Genomic DNA, 3394 nt, shown 5'->3' with positions numbered 1-3394 from the left:
AAAGCTCGCTCCCACATTGGATTGCATTCATAAACAAATCCCTGTGGGAGCGAGCTTGCTCGCGAAGAGGCCATCAGCCCTGTTGAATTTGTTTAAGGTTGAAAAGCACCAATGAAAATCGCCGGATCCACTCGCGCATCGTTCAGGCTGACGTTCCAGTGCATATGCGGCCCGGTTGCCCGGCCAGTCGCACCGACTTTGCCGACCACCGCGCCGCGCGCCAGTTGCTGGCCGTTCTTCACGTCGATCTTCGACATATGGCAGAACATGCTGATAAAGCCCTGGCCATGGTCAACGAACACCGTGTTGCCGTTGAAGAAGTAATTGCCGATCAGAATCACCTTGCCCGCCGCCGGGGTCTTGATCGGCGTGCCCGCGGGCACTGCGAAATCGAGACCGGCATGAGGATTACGTTCTTCGCCATTGAAGAAACGACGCACGCCAAACTTGCTCGACAGCGGTCCGTTGACCGGTTTGTCCAGCAGCAGATTGCTCGGCGTGTTCGGGCTGAAACTGCGATAAGCCGCGATCTGTTCCGCCAGTTCACCCTCAATGCGCTTGAGGTTGTCGGCGTTCGGATTGACCTGCTGTTTGTTCTTCAGGGTGATGTGCTGTTCCGGGTATTTCTTGCTGCCCACGGTAAACGGCAGGTTACGCCCGCCACTGCTGATCTGCTGCGCGCCAGGCTTGACCGTCAGCGGCACGCCAACGATTGCCAGCCAGTTGTTGTGCTCTTTGACCACCAATACCGGTTTGCCTTGATAAGTGGCCTTCGGCGCCTGCGCTGCGGTGCCCAGCTCCACCACGGCGACGCCGCCCGGCACTGGTTTGTTCAGCAGCCGAGTGATGTAGCTGTCGGCGTGGGCGTTGAAGGTCAGGCAGAGCAACAGCAGCGGAGCGAGAAAGCGCGGCATGGATCAGTCCAGTAAAGAGAGGGTGACGGGCGTCAGGTGATTGTCCTCGACGCGCACTTGCAGTTCGCCTTCGCCGAGCTTGGCTTTCAGGCGCTGGCCGGTGTGGGTCTGCGCAGCGTTGCGGATCGCGTGGCCACGCTCGTCGAGCAGAATGCTGTAACCCCGGCCGAGAGTCGCCAACGGGCTGACCACATGCAGGGTCTGCATCTGACTGTGCAATTGCTGCCGACGCTGTTTCAGAGCATCGCGCATGGCCCGGGGCAAACGTTCGGCGAGGCTGTCGAGGCGCTGACGAAGCATCGCCAGTTGGCGCCCCGGATGTTGCCCGGCGAGACGGGTTTCCAGGCGGATCAGGCGTTCGCGGCGGGTATTGAGGCTGCGCTCGAAAGCGCGGCGCATGCGCATGTCCAGATCATCCAGACGTTGCGCCTGCTGGCGCAGACGTTCGCCGGGATGGCGCAACCGTCGCGCCATGCCTTCCAGACGCAGGCGATCACGCATCAAGCGGTCACGCATGCGCATCACCAGACGGCGGTGCAGGCTCTCGACCTGACGGATCAGATGGCTGGAATCCGGGGCAAGCAGTTCGGCGGCGGCCGAGGGCGTGGGGGCGCGGACGTCGGCGACAAAATCGCTGATCGAAACATCGGTTTCATGGCCGACGGCGCTGACGATCGGTGTGACACAGGCATCGACCGCGCGCGCCACCGCTTCCTCGTTGAAGCACCAGAGGTCCTCCAGCGAGCCGCCGCCACGGGCGAGGATCAGCGCGTCAAAGCCACGGGCATCGGCCATTTTCAGCGCGCGGACGATTTGCGCGGTGGCCTCGCGGCCCTGCACGGCGGTCGGAATCAGCGTCAGTTGCACCTGCGGCGCACGGCGGCGGAACACGCTTATGATGTCGCGAATCACCGCGCCGGTCGGCGAGCTGATGATGCCGATGCGCTGCGGATGCGCGGGCAGCGGCACTTTGCGTTCGGCACTGAACAGGCCTTCGGCGCTGAGCTTTTCCTTCAGTGCATCGAAGGCCAGACGCAGCGCGCCGTCACCGGCCGGCTCCACGGTGTCGAGGATCAGCTGATAGTCGCCACGGCCTTCGAACAGCGAAACCTTGCCCCGCACCTTGACCGCCAGACCGTCCTTCAACGCCTGGCGCACGCGGGCGGCGTTCTGCCGGAACAACGCGCAACGCACCTGCGCGCCGCTGTCCTTGAGGGAGAAGTAGACGTGGCCGGACGCCGGACGCGCGAGGTTGGAGATTTCGCCCTCGACCCAGATGTTGCTGAACACGTCTTCAAGCAACACCCGCGCGCGGCCGTTGAGCTGGCTGACGGTCAGGACTTCACGGTCCAGGCCAAGTCTTGCAAAGGGATCTTTAATCATGGGGCGCAGTTTAAAGGCATTTGCCCGCCAATCACCATGACACCCACACAAAACCCTGCGGGAGCGAGCCTGCTCGCGAAAGCATTGTGTCAGCGGACAACAACGGGGAATGACACCCCGCATTCGCGAGCAGGCTCGCTCCCACATGGGATCAATTCATATCTGGTCGTGCCGCCCGCTACTGGCTACAGTCAGCGCGGTCTTATAAAGGATGCGGACGATGAGCGTGATGGAGCTGTTGGGGGCGTGGTCGTGGGGCGCGGGCGGTTGGGCGGTCATCGGGGTGGCCATCGCCTTGGCCTACATCGTATTCGGCATCGCCGGTTTCGGCACGGCGCTGGTCGCGGGGCCGATGCTGATCCTGTTCATGCCACTGTCGAAAATCGTGCCGCTGCTGGTGCTGCTGGATTTCGTCGCGGCATTCGGCAATCTGCTGCCCTCGCGGCGCGACGTCGCCAAGCCGGAATTGCTCAGGCTGCTGCCGTGCATGGCAATCGGCTGCACGCTGGGGGTGATCTTCCTGCTGAATCTGAAATCCGATCTGTTGCTGCTGTTGATGGGGCTGTTTATCAGTGCCTATGCGGTTTACAGCCTGTGGGTGAAAGCGCGGCCGGCACAGTTGTCGGCAGCGTGGGCGGTGCCGATGGGCACAGTGGGCGGTTTGTTCGGCGCGTTGTTTGGCAGTGGCGGCTTTCTTTACGCGATCTATCTGAACAGCCGCCTGCCCAAGGACGCGGCGCGGGCCACGCAAAGTGCGTTGATCAGTTGCAGCACCGTGGTGCGCTTGAGTCTGTTTGTCATCGCCGGTGTGTATGCCGAGCTACCCTTGTTGATGCTGGCGCTGTGTCTATTGCCGGCCATGGCGCTGGGCTTGTGGATCGGCCGGCGGCTGACCATGAGGTTGTCGCGCGAGGCGTTTGTGCGGCTGGTGACTTGGCTGGTGCTGGCCAGCGGCATCGCGTTGATCGTGCGCTATTTCAGCACTTGACCGGATTTCTTCAGGGATTAAGCTGCCGGCCGCAGTTCCTTGTGGGAGCGAGCCTGCTCGCGAATGCGGTGGGTCAGCAACAAAAATGCAGCCTGACACTGCGCTTTCG

The 3394-nt window shown here is 62.3% G+C and carries 3 protein-coding genes; 1 reads left to right on the top strand and 2 read right to left on the bottom strand.

Annotated elements, in window-relative coordinates:
- Positions 1–92 precede the first annotated feature (92 nt).
- Together QMX86_RS27680 and xseA are read right to left on the bottom strand one after the other, a co-directional pair.
- On the bottom strand, positions 93–914 hold the full coding sequence (locus QMX86_RS27680) for a peptidoglycan DD-metalloendopeptidase family protein (RefSeq protein WP_282387707.1): 822 nt from the start codon (positions 912–914) through the stop codon (positions 93–95).
- A 3-nt stretch (positions 915–917) separates the two neighbouring features.
- Entirely contained in the window at positions 918–2297 is a 1380-nt protein-coding gene (xseA, locus tag QMX86_RS27675) for an exodeoxyribonuclease VII large subunit (protein WP_282387706.1), read from the bottom strand.
- 220 nt (positions 2298–2517) lie between these two features.
- Here xseA and QMX86_RS27670 point away from each other — a divergent pair, with 220 nt between their 5' ends.
- Positions 2518–3285, top strand: a complete 768-nt coding sequence (locus QMX86_RS27670; RefSeq protein WP_073473291.1) for a sulfite exporter TauE/SafE family protein — start codon at positions 2518–2520, stop codon at positions 3283–3285.
- Positions 3286–3394: the final 109 nt, after the last annotated feature.

It is taken from the genome of Pseudomonas sp. PS01270 (assembly GCF_029959775.1).
In the GTDB taxonomy this organism is placed as follows: Bacteria; Pseudomonadota; Gammaproteobacteria; order Pseudomonadales; family Pseudomonadaceae; genus Aquipseudomonas; species Aquipseudomonas atacamensis.
Note: the sequence above shows the minus strand (reverse complement) of the source record. Positions and strands in the feature narration are given on the sequence as shown.